Annotated in this window: 11 protein-coding genes; 10 read left to right on the top strand and 1 reads right to left on the bottom strand. The window is 52.7% G+C overall.

Annotated elements, in window-relative coordinates; all coding sequences use genetic code 11:
• Positions 1-245 precede the first annotated feature (245 nt).
• From C5Y96_RS27165 to C5Y96_RS22775, 10 genes are all read left to right on the top strand, one after another.
• Complete coding sequence (locus C5Y96_RS27165) at positions 246-590, top strand: hypothetical protein (RefSeq protein ID WP_146115772.1); 345 nt, start codon at positions 246-248, stop codon at positions 588-590.
• A gap of 268 nt (positions 591-858) precedes the next feature.
• Complete coding sequence (locus C5Y96_RS22815; RefSeq protein ID WP_105358270.1) at positions 859-2,070, top strand: efflux RND transporter periplasmic adaptor subunit; 1,212 nt, start codon at positions 859-861, stop codon at positions 2,068-2,070.
• A gap of 13 nt (positions 2,071-2,083) precedes the next feature.
• Positions 2,084-5,548 carry an efflux RND transporter permease subunit gene (locus C5Y96_RS22810; RefSeq protein WP_105358267.1) on the top strand — a complete coding sequence of 1,155 codons (3,465 nt, stop codon included), beginning with the start codon at positions 2,084-2,086 and terminating at the stop codon, positions 5,546-5,548.
• A 475-nt stretch (positions 5,549-6,023) separates the two neighbouring features.
• Positions 6,024-7,553, top strand: a complete 1,530-nt coding sequence (locus C5Y96_RS22805) for a TolC family protein (RefSeq protein WP_233199058.1) — start codon at positions 6,024-6,026, stop codon at positions 7,551-7,553.
• 705 nt (positions 7,554-8,258) lie between these two features.
• Entirely contained in the window at positions 8,259-9,281 is a 1,023-nt protein-coding gene (locus C5Y96_RS22800) for a DUF1559 domain-containing protein (RefSeq protein WP_105358262.1), read from the top strand.
• A gap of 64 nt (positions 9,282-9,345) precedes the next feature.
• Positions 9,346-9,882 carry a hypothetical protein gene (locus tag C5Y96_RS22795; protein WP_105358260.1) on the top strand — a complete coding sequence of 179 codons (537 nt, stop codon included), beginning with the start codon at positions 9,346-9,348 and terminating at the stop codon, positions 9,880-9,882.
• 686 nt (positions 9,883-10,568) lie between these two features.
• Complete coding sequence (locus tag C5Y96_RS22790; protein WP_105358257.1) at positions 10,569-11,990, top strand: arylsulfatase; 1,422 nt, start codon at positions 10,569-10,571, stop codon at positions 11,988-11,990.
• Between the two features lie 139 nt (positions 11,991-12,129).
• The gene (locus tag C5Y96_RS22785; protein WP_105358254.1) at positions 12,130-13,842 is read left to right on the top strand and encodes an ABC transporter substrate-binding protein; all 1,713 of its coding nucleotides are present in this window, start codon (positions 12,130-12,132) and stop codon (positions 13,840-13,842) included.
• Positions 13,843-13,853: 11 nt separating this feature from the next.
• A complete protein-coding gene (locus tag C5Y96_RS22780) occupies positions 13,854-16,331 on the top strand; it encodes a response regulator (RefSeq protein ID WP_105358252.1) in 2,478 nt (825 codons plus the stop codon).
• Between the two features lie 254 nt (positions 16,332-16,585).
• Positions 16,586-17,038, top strand: coding sequence for a hypothetical protein (locus C5Y96_RS22775; RefSeq protein WP_105358250.1), 453 nt, complete (start codon positions 16,586-16,588; stop codon positions 17,036-17,038).
• Positions 17,039-17,253: 215 nt separating this feature from the next.
• Here C5Y96_RS22775 and C5Y96_RS22770 read toward each other — a convergent pair whose 3' ends face one another.
• A complete protein-coding gene (locus tag C5Y96_RS22770) occupies positions 17,254-17,724 on the bottom strand; it encodes an Hsp20/alpha crystallin family protein (RefSeq protein WP_158261375.1) in 471 nt (156 codons plus the stop codon).
• Positions 17,725-18,031: the final 307 nt, after the last annotated feature.

Here is an 18,031-nt window from a genome sequence, read left to right as displayed (position 1 = left end):
GAAAGACTTTCCCGTACGATTGCGGGGAGACACATGGCCTTTAAGGGGAAAATCCCTAACAATACGAGCAAAATTAGCATGACTTGCGTAAAATAGTGATGCAAACTACTATTTCTGGGATGTTCTCAGGTCGATAGAACGACTGAAACATAATAGTTTGCCGTAGAATCGAGTCTATTGTGATTGGTTTTGGCCCCCAAGTTGACAACTTCCAAGAGTCAGTGAAAGCTGCTTCTAGGGGACTATTGTCATCGGTCAAACCCAAGCGACCGGTTCTGTCCAACCGCTGCCGTCCCTGGCAGGCCTTCCTGGTTGTGCTCTACGCATTTGTGATCATTGGTGGTCTCTCACACGTTCACCAATTGCCCAACGGTAAGCCAAGCCACCCTCACTCAACCGACTCGGAATGTGCCGAGTTGTCTGAGTGCCAAAGTGAAGTGAAGGCCGAGATCGCTTTCTTTGCGACGACTCCTGATCTGGTTACGCCTTACATCGAGGTGCCATCTGCCCGCCTCGATATATTGCCAACACCCATTATTTCGGATCGGGTCACAACTACCTGCCTCCTTCGTGGGCCGCCTGCCGCCTAGTGCATTAGCGATCTAAACCAGTCTCTCACCCTGCCAAGTCAGCCGAGAGACCTGTCTTTCTGTGCCCCATCATTGCCCCCATTTTAAGACACTCGTGTCGAAACGTGTGTTGTCTGATCCCGCATAAGATTGCGTGACCGGCAACTGGTGTTTCGTATCGAGTGGGGCTCGTTAGGGAACGATCGAGATATTACCCCCAAGCGACCAACCGTTAATTCCCCACAACCCGCCAACAAGGTCTCTTAGTTTAGAGGTATCAGATAACCCTATGAAAACTACAACCACAGCGGCCCTAGCGCTGGCTTTGCTTTCGCTGGTGATGATCTCCGGCTGCGAGTCGATGGCTCAGTCGCATGATGATCATCATGAAGGCGAGCACTCGGAAGCGCACGGAGATGACCATGCCAAGCCGCATGACGAATCTCATTCCGAGTCGCACGGAGAAGGCGGCCATCACGCGATTCACAAAATCGTCGTGACGAGCCCGATCCGCAAGGATGTCATCAGCACCCAGCAATATGTCTGCCAGATTCACTCGTGCAAGCACATCGAAATTCGAGCCTTGGAAGGTGGTTACCTGGAAGAGGTGCGAATCAACGAAGGTCAGCTCGTGCAGAAGGGAGATCTGATGTTCAAGATCCTCCCCACCCTGTATCAGGCCAAACTCGATTCCGAAATTGCCGAAGCGAATCGCATTGAAATCGAACTGAAAAATGCCCAGAACCTGCTAGACAAGAACATCGTTTCGCCACAGGAACTGGCTATTAAGAAGGCCGAATTGGCCAAAGTAAAAGCCAAGGTGGCCCTGGCCGAAGCTGAGCTGAACTTCACCAACGTCAAAGCTCCCTTCGAAGGGATCGTCGACCGTCAGTTGGTTCAGTTAGGAAGCCTGGTCGAAGAAGGGGAAGTTCTCACCACGTTCTCCGACAACAGTGTCATGTGGGTTTACTTCAACGTGCCGGAAGCTCGCTACCTGGAATACAAGCGTCAGCTCGATCAGGACAAAGCGGCCGGCAACGGGGAAGAGCATCTACAGGTTGAATTGAAGCTGGCCAACAGCGAGATCTTTCCTCAACCGGGCAAGATTGGTGCGATCGAAGCCGACTTCAACAACACCACAGGTAACATCGCCTTCCGTGCCGACTTCGCCAATCCAAATGGTCTGCTTCGCAACGGCCAGACAGGTACCGTGCTCATCCACCGCACGATTCATAATGCGCTCGTAATTCCACAACGGGCAACTTACGAGATCTTAGCCAAACAGTACGCTTTCGTCATCGACAAAGACAATGTCGTTCGTCAGCGCGACATCGAAATCCAAAGCGAACAAGATGATATTTTTGTGATTAAAAAGGGACTTGAAGAAGGAGATAAGATCATTCTCGAGGGCATCCGCCAAGTGCGTGATGGGGACCATATCGAGTACGAATTCCGGCCCGCGGAAGAAGTACTTGGCAACCTGAAATACCACGCCGAATAAGGAGCCGTCACGAATGTTTACCAAGTTTCTCCATAGGCCAGCATTGGCCATCGTCATCTCACTGCTCATCCTGTTTATGGGCGGTCTAGCGATTTTTTCGCTCCCAATTTCGCAGTTTCCTTCGGTGGCTCCGCCGAGCGTGCGGGTATCTGTTTCCTATCCAGGTGCCAGCGCCAACATCTTGATCGACTCAACGATGGTGATTCTGGAGCAGTCCATCAACGGTGTGCCCAACATGCGCTATATGATGGGTGACGCCACCAGTGCTGGTGAAGGTACGATTCAGATCGTGTTCGAGCCAGGCACCGACCCGAACGTCGCCGTGATGAACGTGAACAACCGCGTCAATATGGTGATGAACCAGCTTCCGCCGATTGTTCAGCGTGAAGGCGTGATCGTGATGCAGAACATGCCGAGCATGCTCATGTACGTGAACGTCTATAGCGAAGACCCGAATCTGGACCAGAACTTTCTCTACAACTACGCCACGGTCAACGTGCTTAACGAAATTAAGCGTATTCCTGGCGTGGGTCAGGCATCCATCCTTGGCAACCGCTCTTACGCCATGCGAGTCGAGTTAGATCTCGATCGCATGCGGGCCTACAAGGTCGATGCCGAAGACGTGATGAAGGCTCTGGACGAACAGAGCATGATCGGCTCGCCTGGGCGACTCGGTCAGGCAACCGGCCAGACATCGCAAACGCTGGAATATGTGCTCACCTGGATCGGTCGCTACAAGACCCCGGAAGAGTACGAGAAGATTATTCTTCGCTCGACCGAGGAAGGTGAAATTCTTCGCTTGGGTGACGTCGCTCACGTGTGGCTGGGCTCGTCTTTCTACGACCTTTATTCTGATATCGATGGATTGCCGTCAGCGGCTATCGTGCTCAAGCAGACGCCTGGCTCGAATGCGGCGGACGTTATCGATCAGGTCAAGGAAAAGATCGAAGAGATCAAAAAAGACTCGTTCCCGCCTGGTATGGACTATGCTGTGACCTACGACGTTTCGCACTTCTTGGACGCGTCTATCGAAAAGGTGCTGCATACCCTGTTTGAAGCGTTCATCCTCGTGTCGCTGGTGGTGTTTCTCTTCCTGGGGGACTTCCGCAGCACGCTTATTCCTACGCTTGCCGTGCCGGTGTCGTTGATCGGGACGTTCTTCTTCATGTTCATGTTTGGCATGTCGATCAACCTGATTACGCTCTTCGCACTTGTGCTTGCGATTGGCGTGGTGGTGGACGATGCTATCGTGGTGGTGGAAGCGGTGCACGAGAAAATGCATGCGAAACACCTGGGTCCCTACCAGGCCACCATGGAAGTCGTTCACGAAATCAGCGGTGCTATTATCGCAATTACCCTTGTGATGACCGCTGTGTTCATTCCTGTTACCTTCATTCCTGGTCCGGTGGGTGTTTTCTATCGTCAGTTCGCCTTGACGATGGCGATGTCCATTATCTTGTCCGGTGTGGTGGCTTTGACGCTGACGCCAGTGCTCTGTGCGATGATCTTAAAGCCGATCCATCGCAAAGGTCCCCAACGGGGTTTGACAGGTATGGTCAATCGCGTACTGAAGGCGATTGCCGGACGCAATGCGTTCATCCTGCGAGCGTTATTGTCCATCGTTTTGGGTCTGGCGACCGGTTATGGTATCTACGAGCTCCTGCATATCGAGATTGTCCACGAAGTGATCTCGGAACAGCTGGAACTTACGCCAATACGGATGATGATCATCGGAGGTATTTCTGCGGTTCTGGCGATCTTCTCGTTCCGGGCAGCTCTTTCTGGGAGCGAACCTGACGAAAAGAAAGTACGCGGACCGATCGGTATCTTCGTTCATATTTTCGACCGAGGCGTCGAACAGGTTACCAAAGCTTATGTCGGTGTGGTCGGCCTGGTCGTCACACGGCGTATCTTGACCATCCTGGTCATCGGCCTGTTCAGCTATGGGATTCTGGTCGTCAACAAAGTTCTTCCCACCGGTTTTATTCCGCTGGAAGACCAGGGCATGATCTACGGTATCGTTCAGACGCCGCCCGGTTCAACACTTGAATACACCAATGCCAAGTGCCACGAACTGCAGGCCATCTGTAAAGAGATGGACGAAATCGTCTCGGTCTCTTCGATTGCCGGTTACGAAGTTCTCACCGAGGGTCGTGGTTCAAATGCTGGTACATGTATCATCAACTTGAAACCATGGGCTGACCGCGAACTGACTTCGAAGCAGATCATTGAAGAGCTGGAAAAACGGGGCACCTCGATCGCCAACGTCAAGCTGGAGTTCTTCGAACCTCCGGCGGTTCCGGGCTTTGGTGCGGCGGGTGGTTTCTCAGTGAACTTGCTCGACAAGACGAACAGCGGCGACTACCAGGCCCTGGGGGAAGAAACCGACAAGTTCATGGCTGCCCTGGAGAAGCGTAAAGAGCTAAAAGGTTTGTTTACCTTCTTTGCTGCAAACTATCCACAGTACGAGATCATCATTGATAACGACGTGGCCATGCAGAAAGGGGTTTCGATCCGCGACGCTCTGGATAACCTTTCGATCGTCGTCGGTAGTACCTGGGAACAAGGTTTCGTTCGCTTTGGCCAGTTCTACAAGGTGTACGTGCAAGCCGCACCTCAATTTCGACGTTATCCGGAAGACCTGGAAAACATGTTCGTCAAGAACGAAGAAGGGGAAATGGTTCCTTACTCGTCGTTCATGCGAATCGAGAAGAAGCAAGGTTTGAACGAAATCAGCCGCTATAACCTGTACCCGACCGCACCTATTCAGGGTGCACCGGCTGCTGGCTATAGCTCTGGTGAAGCGATCGCGGCGATTCAAGAAGTCGCAGCGGAAACCTTGCCGCACGGTTTCGCGATTGACTGGCGTGGTCTGGCCTACGACGAAGCGAAAGCTGGCAACAAGGCCATCTACATCTTCCTGATCGTGGTCGTGTTCGTGTACATGGTGCTCGTCGGTCAGTACGAAAGCTTCCTCTTGCCGTTGGCGGTGATTGTCTCATTGCCAATCGGTGTGTTTGGATCTTTCTTTTTCCTGAAATCGATGGGGCTGGCTAACGACGTTTACGCCCAAATCGGGCTAGTTATGCTCGTGGGTCTGTTAGGTAAGAACGCGATTCTGATTATCGAATTCGCGGTTCAGCGTCGTCATGAAGGATTGAGCATTAAAGATGCCGCTATCGATGGTAGCAAGCTGCGATTCCGCCCAATTATGATGACGTCGTTTGCGTTTATCGCTGGTCTGATTCCACTCGTCCGTGCGACGGGCCCTGGTGCTATCGGTAACCGAACGATCGGTACAACGGCAGTCGGTGGTATGCTCCTAGGTACCCTGGTCGGTGTTCTCGTGATTCCCGGTCTATATTACCTGTTCGCTAAGATCTCGGACGGAAAGAAACTCATTCGTGACGAGCACGATGAGCCGTTGAGTGAAATCTTCGAGCGCGAAAACCCACACGGTGAGCATGAAGGCTTTTAGTAGCCACCCCAGCTCTCCGTAACAGTTTAACTAAGCGAAGCCTCGCTACACGACTTACGTGCAGCGAGGCTTTTTTGTGGCCATCAGAAACGCTTCAAACATGTTTCAAGGCATGAACTTACTTCTCGTCAAAACCGTCGCAAAAATGACCGTGTCAATCTAGGCAAGATACGGCCGTTCGCGTCGGCAGGAAAGCAATATATCTAACGAACGTGATTTTCAGCCGATAGGAATTATGAGGCTTTTTCTGCGCCAGAGGTCGGCAGATCTTACGTTCAAAAGAGCTTCAAACCCCACACTTTCCAATCTGATGTTGCGAACTGGCAGGACGCCACCAAAAGGCTCAATGATGAGATGGAATAACCTCCGAGCGCACACCATGATGAAGCGGGTCAATCCGTGTGCAATTGCAACACTACTGACTTGCTGCATTCTGCCAGTCATCTCAGGGTGTGGAATTCCCAAGCTTTGCTGCGTGGACCCTAATCCCTACATTCCCAATGAATTCAACGGGAAGACAACCACGGATAATGTGGCGAATATTGGCGTCTACGAGTTCTTCAACGATCAGGCACTCGCCCAACTCATTGCCGAAGGTCTGGCGACTAACCAGGAACTGAAGATCCGTAACCAAGAGATCCAGGTCGCTCGCAACGAGATCCTGGCTCGTCGCGGTGCTTACCTTCCGTTCGTCAGCGTTGGAGCAAAGGGTGGCTTCGATCGCACCAGCAAGTGGACTCCGCTGGGGGCCGCGGAAGATCAACTCTTCACGCCTAAAGGTGGCGAGTTTCCCGATCCTCTGCCAAATGTTGGCCTGACGGCGAACCTTTTCTGGCGGATCGATATTTGGCGTGAACTGCGAAATGCCCGCGATGCGGCCATGCAAAGATACGCTGAGGCCGTCGAAGTGCGAGATTACTTCGTAACTCGATTGGTTGCCGAGATCGCCGAAAACTACTACGAGTTGACAGCACTCGACCAACGTGTGGCCTACCTGAATCAAACCATTGAGATTCAAAAGCAAAGCCTTGAAGTCGCTAAGGCTCAAAAGGCTGCAGCTCGCGGCACCGAACTGGCTGTTCAACGTTTTATCGCCGAAGTTCGCAAGAACGAGAGCCAGTTGCTAATCGTGCAGCAGAGCATCATCGAGTCTGAGAACAAAATCAACTTCCTGTGTGGTCGATATCCTCAACCGGTTCAGCGATCCTCGTGGGACTTCATCACGCTCGATTCTACGATGCTCGGCGTTGGTGTCCCAGTTCAACTGCTGCAGAACCGTCGCGACATTCGTGCCGCTGAACGTGAATTGTCAGCTGCTGGCCTGGACGTCTTAGTTGCTAGGGCGCAGTTCTTCCCACGCTTCGACATTTCTGCCAGCGTCGGTTACGAGGCCTTTAATCCTCGTTACCTCTTTGATCCAGGTGCGTTCATTGCGAGCACTGCCGGTGAGCTTGTTGCTCCGCTGATCAATAAGGCTGCGATCCGAGCCGAATACCAAAGTGCGAACGCTCGACAATTGCAAGCGGTTTACGACTACCAGCGAACAGTCTTGAATGCTTATACCGAAGTCGTCAATCGCATGTCCAAAGTCGAAAACTACCGCAAGAGTGTCGCGATCAAGCAAGAACAGGTTGCCGCTCTCGAGGAATCGGTTCAAGTGGCCACCAACCTGTTCCAGAACGCTCGTTCGGAATATGTGGACGTGCTGTTCTCGCAACGCGACTTGCTGGAAGCACGCGTTGATTTGATCGAAACCAAGCAGCAACAACTGTCGGCGATCGTCAACGCTTACCAGGCACTGGGTGGTGGTTACTTGCTCACCAGCGAAGGCACGACCTATAAGGACATTCGCTGCCTGACAACGCCTTACCTGCCTGGCGAAATGATCGACGTTCCGGTTCCTGAAGGTGAACCGGAAGAGCTATCTCCGATGGAGGACAGTCTGCCTCCGCTTCCAAGCGAAGCAGCCCTGTCGGCAACGACGCTCGATTCGATCGAACCATAAGAGCAGCAAGTAATAGCCTACCGCAGGATCCCCTTGGCGGTAGGCGAGAGTCGATGATATCCAAGGACCACTGCTGGCATGCCCCGTAGTGGTCCTTTCTTGTTTCCAAGAGATTTCAGGCCGGCCTGGACCGAAGTGATTGGGATCCTTGCTTGGACGAATGTCGCTGGCCGGTCTTCGAACGGCCATGTCCTGTCCCCCACAGGCAGTTCACGATGAAGTTCCGTGCTCCCTTCTCGATCCCATTTCTGTTGGTGTCTCTCAGTTACGCAGTTGCCCAAGATCCTGTGCGATCTGAAATTGCCTTGATCCTGGCGGAAGGTATGATCGGGATTGAGGAGAAGATATCGGCTTTCCATGGCAAACTGCTCATGTGATGCTCACGGATAGCTCTGGTAGGTGGCGACGTTGCCTGCGGGCGTAGAGTGCGATGCTGAAATGCGCATCACCTGCTTCTAACTAGGAGGCAGCTTTTCGGGGGCAGGACGAAATATGGAGGACAACCGAAGATATCTCGAAACATCGTAAACCCAAAACCCCGGGTGTCTTCTGAAGCGATCCTCAATTTTGGCGACAACACTTGGCACACAAAATGCTGGTACCCGAAGGGACACCCCATCCTAGATGCGTCCATTTTCGAAGCTGATCGGTAGGACACGCAGCTGGTCAGCAATTCATTGATACGTATTCAGGGCTGATCGAAACATGTCGCATATCTCCTCGAACCGACGTGGCTTCACGTTGGTAGAATTGCTGGTGGTAATCGCCATCATCGGCGTACTCATCGCACTTTTACTTCCCGCCGTTCAACAGGCCCGCGAAGCGGCCCGGCGGATGCACTGCAGCAACAATCTGAAGCAGCTAGGACTGGCGCTGCACAACTATGTCGACACGCACGGCAAGCTGCCTGCGTCGAGCCGCGGGTACGGCGGCTGCATTGGGACGCCGGTCAATGGAGAGATCAAGAATGCCCATGGCCTGGTGTCGGTGCTTCCCTTCTTAGAGCTCAAAAACCTTTACGATCAATTCAATCACTCCGAAGCCTACTCGGTTAGCAATAGCACGTCCTATCAGCGGGCGAGCGGGACGGTCGTCGGCGATCCGCTAACCAACGGAAATGCAGCGTTGGCCGAAACGGTGGTCGAGGCATTCATTTGTCCCTCGGATAACAATGACGCCATTGGGCGTTTGTCAGGGGCTGCATATGGCCCCGGCGGCTCTTTTAAGGGTGCCGCAACCAATTACGACTTCATCGTCGATTGCGGGTTGGAGTTTGGAACCTGTAACGGTTACGCAACCGCGACCAGCAGCAAGAAACGGATGTTTGGTGCTGATGTGAACACGAGCTTCGCTGACGTAACGGACGGACTCTCCAACACGTTCATGATGGGCGAAACCACCAAGTACCACGTCAACGGAGGCGCTTTCGCCTGGTCTTATCGCGCCTGGGTGATGACCGGGATCGATACCTATTACAACAACGGGATCTACGGCGGTATCAACATCTGGCATCAGCCGGCCGTTCATCCGACCTGGCAAAGTCCTCCCTTCACGCCGATCCGCGGACGCGCTCGCAGTTGGTGGGTACCGGCCGCCAGTTTACATCCCGGAGGGACGCACTTCTTAATGGGGGACGGTTCGGTACATTTCATTCCTGAAACAATCGACAAGACGAGCCTCGCTCGATTGACCTTCATGGCCGATGGCGAGTTCGTCTCGCTGCCGTAGACGGTAGCCTGAAATTCACGTCATAACCTGACCATCGTTTTCAATTTATCCTGGTAGGTGTGAGATGTATCAACTTTTGAAAATTAGCGTACCGTTGCTGATAGTCGCCATCGTAGGCTGTGGTGATCCTGGTCCGCATCGTTTAGCCGTCAAGGGAACGCTGATGCTAGACGGAAAGCCGCTGCCGTTTAAAAGTCTGGCCTTGATGCCGATCGAAGGGACTGGCGGACATGGTGCCGCGGGTTTCAGCACTGGAGACGGCACGTTCAACCTGCAGGCGATCGTTCCGGGAGCGATTCGCGATTACCGCGGTTGCCCGCCCGGCCGCTATCGCGTCGTCATTGGCGAACCACTGATTCCTATCTCGGATGAACCGGTGGTCGAAGCGTCGATGAGCGAAGAAGAGGGGCCGGCTCCGGCGATTGCGCTCGATTTGCGCCCGCGTCGTCGAGCCACCAAAGGAGGCATCCCGGCGATTTACCGCTTGGAAAACACAACTCCCCTGGTAGTGGAAGTGAGCGAAGGAATCGAAGCGTATGAGTTCAAGCTCGACTCCAAGCCCAAGCCGGGGGCGGTCGCGTCGGTTCAATACAAACGCTAACGGGCCCTGGGGACATCAGACGCATCCTGATTACCAAGATTCGATAATTCGGACAATGCGCAAACGAGGTATCCGTGAATTTGCGGCTACCTCGTTTTATACGCGTATATAGTAGTGGCAGCCGAAAGGGCCAGGCGGACTCGGATCATCAGCCACGGGGACAGTTTCGGGGAACTCTTGGATACGTCATCGAACCTATCAATTTGAGTCTGCTTGTCAAAAACCGTGCCCGACCGATCATTTCTACCTGAACGGTCTCGAACAAGAAGAGCGGGGCGTTGTAGTCTTCTCTCCACGGCACATAGAAATCCCAGCCGATTTATGGCGGGGGGCCCATTAAGCCTGACAAAACCTCGATCGTGGTGGATTGCCCCGGTTGCTGCCGGGAATTGACTTCTGAAATACGAGAGAGGACACTGAGATTTGGAACTGGTTTCGGTTCCTTGCCGCCAAGGGATCATTTAACGGTTTGCCGACCGCGATCACTTGGTCTTTTTATGCGCGTGATAAGTCGTCGATGTCGCCTGTCACGAGCCTGAAATGAACGCAGCACGCTCGCCATCCAAAGAATGGGATTCCTAATGATTCAATTCCTTGCCACTTCGACGCGTAGTTCAGGCATGCCCGGTTGTCGCCGAACAAGCCCACGTCATGTGCAACACCGAATAATTACGCTCGCGTTCGCAATGTCTTTGGTGCTTTTCGCACAGCTCTCATTGGCAACGTCACTCAGCGCCGAGTCAAGAACTCATCCGAACATCATCTTTATCCTAGCGGATGATTTAGGTTACGGCGAACTTGGCTGTTACGGTCAGAAGCTGATTCAGACACCTCGGCTTGATCGCATGGCCAGCGAAGGAATGCGTTTCACGGACTTCTATGCAGGCAGCACCGTATGTGCCCCTTCGCGTTGTGTTCTTATGACGGGCTTGCATATGGGACATGTACACGTTCGCGGGAATGCAGGCGGGCCAGACATGTCCATACAATCGCTACGTGACGAGGATGTTACCGTGGCAGAGGCGTTGAAGTCGAGCGGCTATTCCACCGCACTATGCGGCAAGTGGGGCCTGGGTGACGACGCACCAGGCGGACGAGCAGGCCTGCCACGCCGACAAGGCTTCGATTACTTCTTTGGATATCTCAACCAGGTCCATGCCCACAACTACTATCCCGAATTCCTTTGGCGGAATGAAGAAAAGGTCCCGCTACGCAATGTCGTTCAGACCGCGGATCGCTCGTATGGAGGTTTCAGCGGAGGTTGGGCTACCAAGAAGGTCGACTATAGTCACGACATGTTCGTTGACGATGCCATGACGTTTATTCAAGATCAGGCCAAAGAACAGAGTAAGCCATTCTTTCTTTACCTGGCACTCACGATTCCACATGCGAACAACGAAGGAACTCGCGGTACAAGCAACGGGCAAGAGGTCCCTGGCTATGGAATCTATGCCGACAAGGATTGGAAAGATCAAGACAAGGGACAAGCTGCGATGATCACGCGCATGGATGCAGATGTCGGACGTATCCTCGACCTGCTGGATCAATTGCAAATCGCCAAAGATACTGTTGTGATGTTCTCCAGCGACAACGGGCCTCACAACGAAGGAGGCCATACGGTGGATCGCTTCGACCCAAGCGGCCCCCTTCGTGGCATGAAACGTGACCTGTACGAAGGAGGCATCCGTGTCCCGATGATCGTTCGTTGGCCAGGCACCGTTCCCGCCGGAACGGTCTCCGATCATGTCAGCTACTTCGGTGACTTGATGGCCACGTGCTGCGAATTATCCGGAGCGAAAACTCCTGCGAATGTTGACTCGATCAGCTTCGTTCCCACTCTTATGGGACAACTATCTAAGCAACAACCTCACGAATACCTGTATTGGGAATTCTACGAGCGTGGAGGCAAGCGTGCCGTTCGCGCCGGAAAGTGGAAAGCGATTAATAATTCGTGGCCAGGTGGAAAGCTGGAACTCTATGACCTTTCAGTCGACCCTGGTGAAGCAAACGATATTTCCGACGCGCATCCCGCCATCGTCAAGAAGCTGCTAGGCTATATCCAAGAGGCACACGTTCCACATGCGGACTGGAGCACCGCAGGCAAATAACAGCCGGAAACTGAGACACATCATCTCTTTTGAAGATAGAGTTCATGGCAGTTTAATCGATCGAGTTTTGGTGGTTTCTATTGGAGCAGCGAGATAAACTCAGGGTAACTTTTCGACTTGCAGCATGAGGAGTTCGGCCATGCCGCGAACCTCGCCAGGTTGCCTTTTAGTTCCCCTGCTCTCTTTCCTGCTCGTTGCCAGTTGGGGAACGCGCCAGGTCGCTGGACAAAGCGATCCTATCCAGCCAATCAAACTCCGCGCGGATGATGCGTGGAGTCGAGCTTCTACGAAGCTGGTTAAGGGATCGCATGTCAAAGTCTTCATTCCCAGCTTGCCGTACCTCTACACGTCGCATGCGATCAACGGGGCGTTGATTCGACCGGCCGCGAACCAACGCGGCTGGGAGTACGATATGGCTGTCGATCATCAGCAGATTGACGACACCACTTACGAATTCCAACTGCGACGAGGGGTCCGATTTCAGGATGGTACGCCATTTAATGCCGACGCGGTCGTCATGAACATGGAGTCCTTCAAGAAGAAGCCCGTCCAGTACAGCAAGATCGATGAAGTCTTCGACTATGTCGAGAAAGTCGACGACTACACCGTACGATTTCATTTAACGCAAAAATACGGCTCGTTCATGAACGATGTCATTTGGATGCAGTTCTATACCGAAGAGTATCTCAAGCGCAACCCAGGCGGCTGGAACGGCAAGGCCAACTGCCCGAATCTTTCCATGCCAGGACCCTACGGCTTAGGGCCCTACATGTTGTCCGAAGGCTACATCGAGGGGGACCGGCAAACGAGCAAAGCGGTTCTCAAGGCCAACCCGTATTACTGGGATCCGAACTATCCCAAGGTAGAAACGATTACTGTTTTCACCGATCTCGATAGCCAAGAAGCAAAACAGATGGCTTTGTACCAAGAGGGTCAGCTCGACATCACGATCATTCCGCCGGAGGACAAAGTCGAAACGATCTTGTCGGACTACAGCAAGCTTGTCATTTCACCGTCGACCGATAACATCGCCATCCATATCAACATGATCAACGGCCATCCTAAGCTTAAGGATAAAGAGGTTAGAAATGCGCTCAACGAAGCGATCAATCGCCATAACTTGCTGCACTTCGTGTATGAGAACGAAGGGACGCTCTCCCCGATTTCACCCTATTTTCCTGGTGTTGGTGCCGTTTCGCAGCATCTGCTGCCCACCCCGGAGAATTTCGATCCGCACGATAAAGAGGTCCACCAGCGGCTTCGGCAGCTTCTAGATGGGCTGCAATTGCGAGTACTAACCCAAGATCGCTTCTTGCCGCTGTGGCGTGGAATAGAAACCCACTTTGCTCAAGTAGGAGTCACACTCGATATCCACGTTACCAACAGCGAAAAAGAGATCTTTCAGCAACTACTGACAACCTACCAAGGCAAAAACAGTGAACACTGGGATCTGCTGATATGGGGTAACGACGATTGGTACTTCAACCATCCGTTTTCAGTCTTTCTTGTATTTCGAGCAAACAACGCCTGGAGCACCTTGTTGCCTGATCCCGTGATGAATGGGTACCTGGAAGAGATGTTTCAAGCGACCGTGGACGAACCGGAATTCGCCTCGATCTGTGAGAAGATCATGCGGCATGCCTATGACCAAGGCTATATGTTGTTCGTGCCGACTCCAAATAAAGTCTTTGCGGTCAACAAGGAAGTTGTTTTTCATCCCTACCGAATGGCATGCATGCCGCTTTGGAGAATCGAGATAACCAACCAACACTGGTCGGTGCGGCGATCGCAGCAGCCATATCCACAAACACTAAGGCGACCCGTTGAAATATCCCGGGTTCAAATAAAGTAGCCAGGTGCCCCATGTTCACGGGTGGCGTTAAATCTAAACTGCTTTTCCTCGTTGCCCTGTCCGGAGCAGCATTTGCCTGTCTCGGGATCTACGGGATCTCAAACTCTGCTTCGACTTTTACCTGGGTCGACCAGGTCTATCAGACCGCCGAAGACTTTCGAGATAGTTCACGCAACATTGCTGTTCCCCTGAACGAGTTGCGGCAAATGTCCTTATCAATCGTGATGGCTCCCAATCCGACCTTACAGGAAGACCTGGATATTCGACAGGAGAAATTAACGGGGCAGATCGACGAAGCGTTTGCCCATTGGAAGATTGAAGGGGGCAACGCGAAAGAAGCCGAGGCATTCGCTCAACTCGGCCGAAGCTGGCGGGAATACAAAAAGCTGAAGGACTTCACGATCGAGAAGGCCAAACAGCGATATCGCGAAGAGGCATTCATCAATGCGACCGGGGCCGAGCAGTTGCAATTTGAGAAGGTCAATGACGACTTGAATGGTTGGATGCAAACGAGAATTGACAATGCCGAACAGATCTACCAAGAGGCCAATTCCCAATTCAATCGTACCATTTGGGTTTCCAGCATCGTCATCGGTTTGCTGACGTTCATTGTCGCGACGGCGGGGTACTTCGCGAGCAAGAGCATCATTCGTCCCATCTACGCCCTCAAAGCCGCGGCCACGCAGATCGCCAATCGCCAGCCAGTAACATCCATCGGCGTGCAAACGAAGGACGAACTAGGGGAGTTGGCCCGCGACATGGAAACCATGGCCGCCGCGATCGCCGCGTACGATGCCCAGCAACAGAAGTCCGAGGCCGAGGTACGGAAGCTCAACGTGGAACTGGAACACCGAGTTCACCAGCGAACTGCAGAATTAGGCCAGACCGTCCACGAACTCCGCCTGGCGAAGGAAGCTGCCGAGACCTCCAACCGGACCAAGAGTGAGTTTCTTGCCAACATGAGCCACGAAATTCGCACACCCATGAATGGCATCATCGGCATGACAGAACTGACGCTCGATACTAAGCTTACCAGTGACCAACGCGAGTACCTCGAGATGGTGAAGGATTCCGCCGATCACTTACTGGATGTGATCAACGACATCCTTGACTTTTCCAAGATCGAAGCAGGCAAGCTCGAGTTGTCACCATACGAGTTTGAATTACGAGACCATCTCGACGATACGGTTGGCCTACTGGCCCTGAAAGCGAATAGCAAAGGGATCGAGCTGGCTTGTCACGTGCTTAACTCGGTACCGGATTTATTAATCGGTGACGCCGGTCGTCTGCGACAAGTCGTGGTGAATTTGCTAGGGAACGCCATTAAGTTCACCTCGGAAGGGGAAGTGATCATGCGTGTCGAGGTCGATTCGCGTACGGAGAATCACATTGTTCTCCATTTTTCTGTCCGAGACACGGGAATTGGGATCTCGGAAGATAAGCTCGATTTACTATTCAAGGCGTTTTCACAAGTCGATAGTTCAATGACCCGCAAGTATGGAGGAACGGGACTGGGACTAGCGATCTCGGCGCAGTTGATCAAATTGATGCAGGGCGAAGTGTGGGTAGAGAGTCAACTTGGCAAAGGGAGCACGTTTCACTTTACGGCCAAGTTCCTGCTACCCAAGACACGAACACCGCGGCAGACTCCAATTGAAATCGAAAAACTGAGAGGACTACCCATTTTGGTGGTGGATGACAATTTGACCAATTGTCGAGTATTGCACGAGATGCTGGCCAACTGGAATATGAGGCCTACCACGGTAACCAACGGTCGGGACGCCTTAGCGACCTTGGAACAGGCCTTCGAAGATGGTGAACCATTTTCAATTGTGCTGACCGACAACATGATGCCTGAGATGGATGGATTTACGCTGGCCGAGAAGATTCGGTCTCGTACCGAACTTGTCGGTTCGACGCTCATGATGCTTTCTTCAGCGGATCGCAGAGAGGATGCAGCTCGCTGCCGTGACGTAGGGGTCGATGCCTATCTAACCAAGCCTATTCGCCGGACCGAACTTCTGCACGCGATCATGCAATGCAAGCAAGTGGCCTCGAAGAAGAGAGCGCCGGAGGCAAAATTGTTGGACCGCCAACCCACCTCAAAAGATGCTATTCGGCTACTGCTTGTCGAAGATAACCCCATCAACCAAAAGCTGGCAGAAAGACTCCTCGAAAAACGAGGCTACGTGGTAGTCATTGCAGGTAATGGACGAATCGCGTTGGACCTGCTTGAAAAGGATGATTCTTTTGACGTCGTTCTCATGGACGTGCAAATGCCCGAGATGGACGGGTTCGAGGCCACTGCGGCCATCCGTGCCCGGGAAGAGCCCCAAGGGAAGCATATTCCCATCCTTGCCATGACGGCACATGCCATGAAAGGAGATCGGGAACGTTGCTTGTTGGCAGGCATGGATAGCTATATCTCGAAACCACTCAAAGCAAACCTCTTGTATGATGAACTCGAGCGGCTTGCACGTCGTAATTAAACTCATGGTGGCGCGCGAACTGGTACACAATCCTACACAAAGCGTGCGATTCCGCTCACTTGCTTTTGTTTACAACACCCAAATCGAAGCAAACGCCTTACCAAGATTGCCCGCAGCTTCTCGGCACTCCGTTTGCACTTCAGAATCTAGAGTAAGCAGTTTTGTCCTCACCCATCATGTACGTTCGTCCCAGCGCATCCAGTAGCTCCTGATACTTTAGCAACGACGACGATCTGGGACCCGGAGACATTGCGATGCCATCCAAACAAGTGAAAGACATACTGGATCATATACGATCCGTTCATCACCAATTGAACAAGGTTTGCAGGGAGTTGTCAGCTGGTGAGCCCGATGCCCGCCTTCAGTTGCTGCTGGAGTACATCGGACGACACGAAGAGGTGTTCAATAGCGCGGTGCGGCGCTATGAAAAGGAAGCCAATGTTAAGACAGCAATCGAAACATGGTTGCAGTTTTCTGCAGATGAATCGATTAACGAAGCGTTTCACGACCTCGATCTACATCCCGGCATGACAGCGGAAGAGATCGTCGAACAAGTTCTTGCGTTTGATGCTAAACTGATGACCCTTTATCGCGATCTGGCCGATTCCACATCATCATCGCAAGTCCGCGAACTCTTTTCCGACCTGGTGCAGATGGCCGAAGGTAAGCAGCATCAATACGCCCGGATATTGCAAGAATGGGAATAGCAAAGACGTCCGGACAACTGCCATGACCATCCATTGGGCAGATCATTGCCGGTAGGCGAGGATCTGCCCTTTTTTTCACTACACCCAAAGACAGCGATTCGCAACGCAATCATACGACCAGACAATATGCACTAAGCATGACTGTCGTCACGGGGGAAGCAGAATAAAGCTCGCGCCGCCAATCACTGCCGTATCGGCGGCGCAAACTTCGAGGCTTAGCTGTTCTTCACCTCGATATGGCGCGACTGGGCTTCTGGCGATTTTGGAAGCACGACGGTCAGAATGCCATCCTTCATTGTGGCTTCAATCTTGCTTTCTTGGACGGCACACGGCAGCATCGTCGATCGCGAGAAGCGTCCGCTTCGGCGCTCTACTCGGTGAAACGTCTCGCCTTTCTCTTCACTCTCTTCCTTGCGTTCGCCACTAACCACCAACTGGTTTCCGTTCAGTTGAATGTCAACTTCCTTGGCTTGCACGCCAGGCAGGTCAAGGCGAACGGTAATCTCGGTGTCCGATTCCTTCAGGTCAAGTGCAGGACATAGCATTTGATTTCCCCACACATCACCATTTTCATCCCAGAATCGATGTAGCAGATGTTCCATTTCCTCCCGCAAAGAGGGAAGGTTGCCGCCTTGAGCCCAGGGAAATAGGCTGCGGCTTTGCCGGGTTGTAAGAGGAGCGTTCATGATCTTCTCCTTATCCATGAGTTGGAGAAAACTGCCTTGGCAATTCACTTGCCTTGGCTGACTACCTATCTCTTACTTCGATTCTCTCATTCTCCCTACAGGACCCAAATCGGGAAGAATGTGATTTCGTCATGGTGGATTGAACCAAGTCAGGATCGACGCAAGTCTTCCTGCGGGACGCTGCTGAGGCCGCAACTGCTGACAACATCTACGTTGTTTTCTAACTGATGCACCTGAGGAATATCACGTAGAAGCTCCTGTAGATTCTGCTTCAGGTAGAAACTCGGTACGCGACCAGTCAACGTCA

The organism is Blastopirellula marina (assembly GCF_002967715.1).
GTDB lineage: Bacteria > Planctomycetota > Planctomycetia > Pirellulales > Pirellulaceae > Bremerella > Bremerella marina_B.
Note: the sequence above shows the minus strand (reverse complement) of the source record. Positions and strands in the feature narration are given on the sequence as shown.

Bases quoted from the DNA above. Each gene is read 5' to 3' on its own strand.
- C5Y96_RS22815 (WP_105358270.1), top strand. From the start codon at position 859: ATGAAAACTACAACCACAGCGGCCCTAGCGCTGGCTTTGCTTTCGCTG.
- C5Y96_RS22810 (WP_105358267.1), top strand. From the start codon at position 2,084: ATGTTTACCAAGTTTCTCCATAGGCCAGCATTGGCCATCGTCATCTCA.
- C5Y96_RS22800 (WP_105358262.1), top strand. From the start codon at position 8,259: ATGTCGCATATCTCCTCGAACCGACGTGGCTTCACGTTGGTAGAATTG.
- C5Y96_RS22795 (WP_105358260.1), top strand. From the start codon at position 9,346: ATGTATCAACTTTTGAAAATTAGCGTACCGTTGCTGATAGTCGCCATC.
- C5Y96_RS22790 (WP_105358257.1), top strand. From the start codon at position 10,569: ATGTCTTTGGTGCTTTTCGCACAGCTCTCATTGGCAACGTCACTCAGC.
- C5Y96_RS22785 (WP_105358254.1), top strand. From the start codon at position 12,130: ATGCCGCGAACCTCGCCAGGTTGCCTTTTAGTTCCCCTGCTCTCTTTC.
- C5Y96_RS22780 (WP_105358252.1), top strand. From the start codon at position 13,854: ATGTTCACGGGTGGCGTTAAATCTAAACTGCTTTTCCTCGTTGCCCTG.
- C5Y96_RS22775 (WP_105358250.1), top strand. From the start codon at position 16,586: ATGCCATCCAAACAAGTGAAAGACATACTGGATCATATACGATCCGTT.
- C5Y96_RS22770 (WP_158261375.1), bottom strand. From the start codon at position 17,724: ATGAACGCTCCTCTTACAACCCGGCAAAGCCGCAGCCTATTTCCCTGG.